The following is a 6417-nucleotide window of genomic DNA, read 5'->3' on the forward strand; positions in this document are numbered from 1 at the left end:
GATGTGAGGAGAACATCATGTATTTAGTATACGCAGATGAAAAAGGTAATGTATTTGATCATCCTTCCCTGTACGGGCTTGCCCGCAGTGGAGATATGATCGTTGAGATTATGGAAGACGAACTCATCCCTTTGCCAGAGGGTGCAACGTTGGTTGGACTCCCGAGCACCCGGCCCATTGGTATGGACCCGGATACCGGTGAGATGCTACCAATGCCAACGGACACACAGGCTGTAGGTGCTTTGCTTCCACAGGGATTCACTCGTTTGTGTCTCCCTGGATACGTGAAGACGGATAAGGAGTATAAGTTGCCTTTGTTCGGTTATTCCGCAGTAGTCTGGAAAGATGGCGGTTTCTATGTCACCGCTTCGAAGTCGGATAGTCCTGAAAAATGGAATCCACTCAACTGTGATCGTGACGATGTGCGTTCCGGGGTCAAACGATTGACGGAACAATACCCCGAGAACCGTCTTTACACCCATCTATCAAACTGTGCGCTTGGATATGAATGTCTAACTTCATCAAACACGTTCCTGAATCGTTGGGAAGGTGGAGTGCCGGTATCCTATTCTTGCAATGCGGGCTGTTTCGGGTGTATCTCCGAGCAACCGGATGATAGCGGCTTTGTTTCCCCGCAGACACGTATGAACTTCCGACCACGTGTGGATGAGATTGTGGAGGTTATGCTGGAACACTTGAAGACGCCGGAGTCCATCATTAGTTTTGGACAAGGTTGTGAAGGGGAGCCTTCCACACAGGCCAAGCTGATTATTGAAGCGATTCGCGAAGTGCGTTCCGTAACGGACATGGGGTATATCAACATTAATACCAATGCCGGTCTGAATGATCACATTAGAGGTATTGTAGATGCTGGATTGGATCTGATGCGCGTAAGTACAATTAGTGCACTGGATGACCATTATAACGCCTACTATAAACCACGTGGTTATACCTTAGCCAATGTTGAGAAGTCGATGAAATACGCAGCGCAGCAGGGTGTATACACGTCCATTAACTATCTGATCTTCCCAGGTGTAACAGATCGTGAAGAAGAGATTGAGGCGATGATTGAGTTTGCGAGAAGAACCGATCTACGCTTGATTCAGATGCGTAATCTCAATATTGATCCAGAGAGCTATCTGGAATTAATTCCTCCTGCTCAAGGTGATATCTTGGGCATGAAGCAGATGATTGAGATTTTTGAAGACGAGTTGCCTGATGTTGTGATCGGATCGTACACCCATGTTCCGCCAGCTGGAATGGCACGTCCAAAACGGTTGATTACCTCTTAACAATAAGGATTGCAACAGGCACAAGGTCGTGTTATAATCTCAGGGTTGTGCCATTTACTCTGGGTCCGCTTGAGGCTCAGGGCGGAAAGAGGTGAAAGGTAATGAAAGAAGCAATTCATCCTAATTACACGATTGGTCAAGTATCTTGCGCTTGCGGGAATACTTTTGAGACAGGTTCGGTTAAAGACGGACTTCGTGTAGAGATTTGCTCCGCGTGCCACCCGTTCTTCACAGGTAAACAGAAGTTTATCGATGCTGGCGGCCGTGTTGATCGTTTCAAAAAGAAATACGGAATCTAATTGGACAATTCTTGGAGTTGTCTGCTAATTGCATCCAACACACCCCTGCTGATCTGGCAGGGGTTTTTATATGTTATATGTTAAGCATAATCGCATTCACGTTCCTCTGGTTGCAATTTGGATAACCTTACGTTATACTATTTCTTACCGTGCTAGATGGGGAGGTAGCGGTGCCCTGTAACTCGCAATCCGCTATAGCGAGGTTGAATTCCTGCTAGAGGTTTTGCCGATGTGAGGTTTGGTCCCTAAACGTGGTGTTGACGGTTGGGTCCTCCGCAATGAGTACTCATGAACCTGGTCAGGTCCGGAAGGAAGCAGCCATAAGTGAGATCACTCTTGTGCCGGAGGGTTGCCTAGCCCGAGCTATTGTTCAGGGGTGCCACTTGGATCGCAAATATCGATAGCAGGTGCACGGCTTACCTTTTAAATGTAGAGACCTTTGCAGTTGTATGTATGCAGAGGTCTTTTTGATATGTCTTAATAAACCACGCATGAATGAGTCAGATAAAGTTTGGATTCACCCTAGAATATAGTATAATAGGGGAACGACAGAGGACTCGAATGCGAAGTGGAAGGAAGGTAACGCATCATGGAGCATATCGCGTTATACCGGGCTTGGCGTCCCCAGTCGTTTCAAGATATGGTGGGGCAACAGCATATTATTCAGACCTTGCAGAACGCGATTCGTGAACAGCGGACTTCCCATGCCTACTTATTTAGCGGGCCCAGAGGAACGGGAAAGACAAGTGCCGCCAAGATTTTGGCCAAAGCTGTGAACTGCGAACGTGGGCCTGCGCCTGAACCTTGTAACGAGTGTGAAGCTTGCCGCAGAATTACGACTGGCGCTGTGATGGATGTGCAAGAGATTGATGCTGCATCCAATCGGGGCGTTGAAGAAATCCGTGATCTTCGGGAAAAGGTTAAATATGCGCCAACCGAAGTCCGGCAGAAAGTCTATATTATTGATGAAGTGCACATGCTGACAACGGAGGCATTCAATGCTTTGCTTAAAACATTGGAAGAGCCACCACCACATGTGATGTTTATTTTGGCAACAACGGAACCGCACCGCCTTCCGGCTACCATTATATCGCGCTGTCAGCGATTTGATTTTCGTCGGGTGTCCCTGGAAGAGCAGACAGCGAGACTTACACTGATCTGTGAACAGGAAGGCATGGAAGCTGACCAGGATGCGCTCCAATACATTGCCCGTTTATCGGACGGTGGAATGAGGGATGCACTTAGTGTGCTGGATCAGATCTCTTCATTTACGGATGGACGAGTAACGTACCAGCAGGTTATGGACATGACGGGTGGAATTGCTTCAGAGCAATTTGCCAAACTGGCTGCTTCGCTGCTCAAAGGTGATGTTGGTCATATTTTGCAGATGATTGAAGGTTTCATGCATGAAGGAAAGAGTGCAGACAAGTGCATGGAGAATTTACTGTATTATTTCCGTGATTTGCTTATGATTAAGATGGTACCTGATGCAGATAAACTGACGGACCGGGTACTTAATCCGGAGTCTTTCCGTGATATGGCGGAGTCATTCACCAAGGAACAACTGTTCCACATGATTGACACCCTTAATCGGTACCAGAGTGAAATGAAATATGCAGTACAACCACAGACATTATTTGAAGTTGCATTGCTTAAACTGTGTAGTATTCCAGCTCAAGGTGAGGCTTCTGTTCAGGTGGGAGCTTCAGCTCATGCAGCACCTGCTGATGGGGGAGAGATCAACCGCTTGAAGCAGCAGCTTGCTGAGTTGGAGAAGAAGTTGGATCGTGCACTGAAAAGTGGTTTGTCTGGTGGAGAAGGTTCATCGAGTGCTCCATCTCGCCCGGCAACAAGAGCGCCGGTATCGAGAGGCAATTCACCTGCGAAGCTTCCTGCACAGTTGGATCAGTATGTTGCGCGCAAGGGAGCCCCTGAGTTCGCAGAGATCAGCAAAAAATGGAGTCAGATCCTGCAACGAGTGAAGGAAGAGCGGGTTACCGTTCACGCCTGGTTTGTGGATGGTGAGCCGGTATCATTGCTTGAAGACAATGTATTGGTTGCTTTTAAAAACAATATTCACCGTGAAACGACGGAGAAGCAGGCTAACCGCGAAGTCATTGAGCGGGTGTTGTCGGAACATCTTGGGCGTTCGGCACGATTGGTGACGATGATGCTCAAAGATTGGACTGGAGCAATGGAGGGAGCTTCTGAAGCGCCAAAGGAGGACTTTAAGCTTGAACCTGAGCATGAAGACGGCGGTTCAGGCAACAAACAGCCTTGGATTGATGAAGCCATCCAGCTCTTTGGTGAGGATCTTGTAGTGATCAAAGAATAATGCGCATAGCGCGATAACCATAACAAAGGAGATGAACAATTATGAACAACATGAACCAAATGATGAAACAAGTGAAGAAAATGCAGGAGCAAATGCTGAAAGCACAAGAGGAACTGGCGGACAAAACAGTCCAAGGTACTTCTGGTGGCGGTGTAGTGACGGCTGAAGTTAACGGACACAAGAAATTGCTTGCTATCACGATCAAACCTGAAGCGGTAGATCCGGAAGATGTTGAAATGTTGCAGGATCTCGTTATGACAGCTGTTAATGATGCTATGGCCAAAGCCGATGAGATTGCCAACAAGGATATGGGCAAGTTCACAGGCGGCATGAATATTCCGGGATTATTTTAATTAAAAAATTGATCCTGTCAAAGGAGACACAATCGATTGTATTATCCCGAACCAATAGCCAAGCTGATTGATGCCTTCACCCGGTTGCCGGGTGTGGGTCCCAAGACGGCAGCGCGTTTAGCTTTTCATGTGCTTAACATGAAGGAAGATGACGTTATCGATTTTGCCAAAGCGCTCGTAAGTGTGAAGCGTAATCTGCATTACTGTTCTGTATGTTGTAATATCACTGATACGGACCCGTGTCGCATCTGTCAGGATAAGTCCAGGGATGTATCTGTAATCTGTGTAGTTCAGGATTCGAAAGATCTGGTGGCCATGGAGCGCACCAAGGAATTCGATGGGTACTATCATGTGTTACAGGGCGCGATTTCACCTATGGAGGGAATTGGCCCAGACGATATTCGTTTGAAGGAACTCCTGGTTCGATTAAGTGATGAACGTATAAAAGAGATCATCTTGGCAACGAACCCCAACATTGAGGGTGAGGCTACAGCGATGTATATCTCCCGGTTGGTGCGTCCGTTTGAGATCAGTGTGACTCGTATTGCGCATGGATTGCCTGTAGGTGGCGATCTTGAGTATGCGGATGAAGTGACCCTTTCCAAAGCGTTGGAAGGGCGCAGGGAGATGCGTTAGTGTGATTAATTTGTATTACGCAGCGGACTTTCCTTAGAGACTTCGAATGCTAAATAAGTTTCGATGTGCAAAGAGAGCCTTAGGGCTCTCTTTTTTTTGTGAAGAAAATGAATGCCCGAGTTCTAAGTTTGTCCTTTCCCTGATAAGTATGAGAGTATGCTGTGCTGATCAGGAGGGGGAGAGTTTATGTTTTTGTGGCGAAATACACGGAACTCGGTAGAGAAACACAACAGAATGTTGAAGGAACTTGAGGCGGATCAGATCTATGCAGATATTCAGATGGCTAAGCAGGAGTGGGAACGGGCTATGAGACAGTTTGAAGATGCACAGGGGCAGGATGAGATTGATTATGCCATTTATGTATTGGAGGCAGCTGAGCGGAAGTACCAGATCCACTTGAGAAGAGCAAAGCGAGCCAGAGCTAATGATGATGTTACATCACAGCGAGGGGTTAGTATGTAGAGTCACGTATACATTAAACACGGAGGTGTAACATATGAAGAGTATCATACTGGGAAGTGTATTGGTTATATCATTACTTGGGCTTATCGTTATTTTATTCAGAAAGCGGATAGGGTTATCGTTTTTCACGTCATTTGGAATTCATCTGGTGCTGGCTGCAGTAGGGATATATATCGTGAATTATTCCGGCTGGATTACAGGGACCTACATCCCGCTGAACCCTGCAACGATAGGGACTGTAACTGTTTTGGGATTGCCAGGTGTGGGGCTATTATTAGGGTTGAAAATTTCTTTGTTCGGATAGTTGACTCGCAGGATATTTATATGGTACATTATATCTCGTTGCTTTGCTTGCTTGGTTAGATGCTTTAGATGAAATGAAGGAGTTCATTACGAACTTCGAAAAAGAATTTCAAAAAAATACTTGACCAAAACAAACGAAGTATGATATATTATAAAAGTCGCCGCTGAGAGAAAATGGTGACGAAAAAAACGAGTTTGATCTTTGAAAACTGAACAACGAGTGAGTAAACATTCTGCTTGCAGAATGAACGCGAAAGTTTGAGACAAGCCTTGGCTTGAATCGGCTGGAGCACAAATGAGATTTTTAATCTCGTCAGATTCAAAATGAGCTTATCGCTCTTTTCAATACTTTATTGGAGAGTTTGATCCTGGCTCAGGACGAACGCTGGCGGCATGCCTAATACATGCAAGTCGAGCGGAGTTGATAGGAAGCTTGCTTTCTTGATGCTTAGCGGCGGACGGGTGAGTAACACGTAGGCAACCTGCCCTCAAGTTTGGGACAACTACCGGAAACGGTAGCTAATACCGAATAATTGTTTTCTTCGCCTGAAGGAAACTGGAAAGACGGAGCAATCTGTCACTTGGGGATGGGCCTGCGGCGCATTAGCTAGTTGGTGAGGTAATGGCTCACCAAGGCGACGATGCGTAGCCGACCTGAGAGGGTGATCGGCCACACTGGGACTGAGACACGGCCCAGACTCCTACGGGAGGCAGCAGTAGGGAATCTTCCGCAATGG

7 protein-coding genes, 1 rRNA gene and 1 other RNA gene are annotated in these 6417 nt (G+C 46.7%); all 9 read left to right on the top strand.

Annotated elements, in window-relative coordinates:
* Positions 1–17: 17 nt before the first annotated feature.
* The gene (locus tag PAEAM_RS18930; RefSeq protein WP_074092949.1) at positions 18–1292 is read left to right on the top strand and encodes a radical SAM family protein; all 1275 of its coding nucleotides are present in this window, start codon (positions 18–20) and stop codon (positions 1290–1292) included.
* Positions 1293–1393: 101 nt separating this feature from the next.
* A complete protein-coding gene (gene rpmE, locus PAEAM_RS18935; protein ID WP_036607255.1) occupies positions 1394–1591 on the top strand; it encodes a 50S ribosomal protein L31 in 198 nt (65 codons plus the stop codon).
* 147 nt (positions 1592–1738) lie between these two features.
* Positions 1739–2006, top strand: an RNA gene (ffs, locus tag PAEAM_RS18940) — signal recognition particle sRNA large type.
* Positions 2007–2180: 174 nt separating this feature from the next.
* Positions 2181–3926 carry a DNA polymerase III subunit gamma/tau gene (dnaX, locus tag PAEAM_RS18945; RefSeq protein WP_036607251.1) on the top strand — a complete coding sequence of 582 codons (1746 nt, stop codon included), beginning with the start codon at positions 2181–2183 and terminating at the stop codon, positions 3924–3926.
* A 41-nt stretch (positions 3927–3967) separates the two neighbouring features.
* Positions 3968–4279, top strand: a complete 312-nt coding sequence (locus PAEAM_RS18950; RefSeq protein ID WP_036607248.1) for a YbaB/EbfC family nucleoid-associated protein — start codon at positions 3968–3970, stop codon at positions 4277–4279.
* A gap of 36 nt (positions 4280–4315) precedes the next feature.
* Complete coding sequence (gene recR / locus PAEAM_RS18955; protein ID WP_036607246.1) at positions 4316–4915, top strand: recombination mediator RecR; 600 nt, start codon at positions 4316–4318, stop codon at positions 4913–4915.
* 234 nt (positions 4916–5149) lie between these two features.
* A complete protein-coding gene (locus tag PAEAM_RS18960; protein WP_051447031.1) occupies positions 5150–5377 on the top strand; it encodes a DUF2508 family protein in 228 nt (75 codons plus the stop codon).
* A gap of 34 nt (positions 5378–5411) precedes the next feature.
* Positions 5412–5681, top strand: coding sequence for a pro-sigmaK processing inhibitor BofA family protein (locus PAEAM_RS18965; protein ID WP_036607241.1), 270 nt, complete (start codon positions 5412–5414; stop codon positions 5679–5681).
* A 349-nt stretch (positions 5682–6030) separates the two neighbouring features.
* Positions 6031–6417 (top strand): 16S ribosomal RNA (locus PAEAM_RS18970); the annotation flags it as partial.

Origin of the sequence: Paenibacillus sp. GM1FR, assembly GCF_002803315.1 — a bacterium.
GTDB classification, from domain to species: Bacteria; Bacillota; Bacilli; order Paenibacillales; family Paenibacillaceae; genus Paenibacillus; species Paenibacillus amylolyticus.

Coding starts and splice junctions, on each gene's coding strand:
- PAEAM_RS18965 (WP_036607241.1), top strand. CDS start 5,412: ATGAAGAGTATCATACTGGGAAGTGTATTGGTTATATCATTACTTGGG.
- dnaX (WP_036607251.1), top strand. CDS start 2,181: ATGGAGCATATCGCGTTATACCGGGCTTGGCGTCCCCAGTCGTTTCAA.
- PAEAM_RS18930 (WP_074092949.1), top strand. CDS start 18: ATGTATTTAGTATACGCAGATGAAAAAGGTAATGTATTTGATCATCCT.
- rpmE (WP_036607255.1), top strand. CDS start 1,394: ATGAAAGAAGCAATTCATCCTAATTACACGATTGGTCAAGTATCTTGC.
- PAEAM_RS18960 (WP_051447031.1), top strand. CDS start 5,150: ATGTTGAAGGAACTTGAGGCGGATCAGATCTATGCAGATATTCAGATG.
- PAEAM_RS18950 (WP_036607248.1), top strand. CDS start 3,968: ATGAACAACATGAACCAAATGATGAAACAAGTGAAGAAAATGCAGGAG.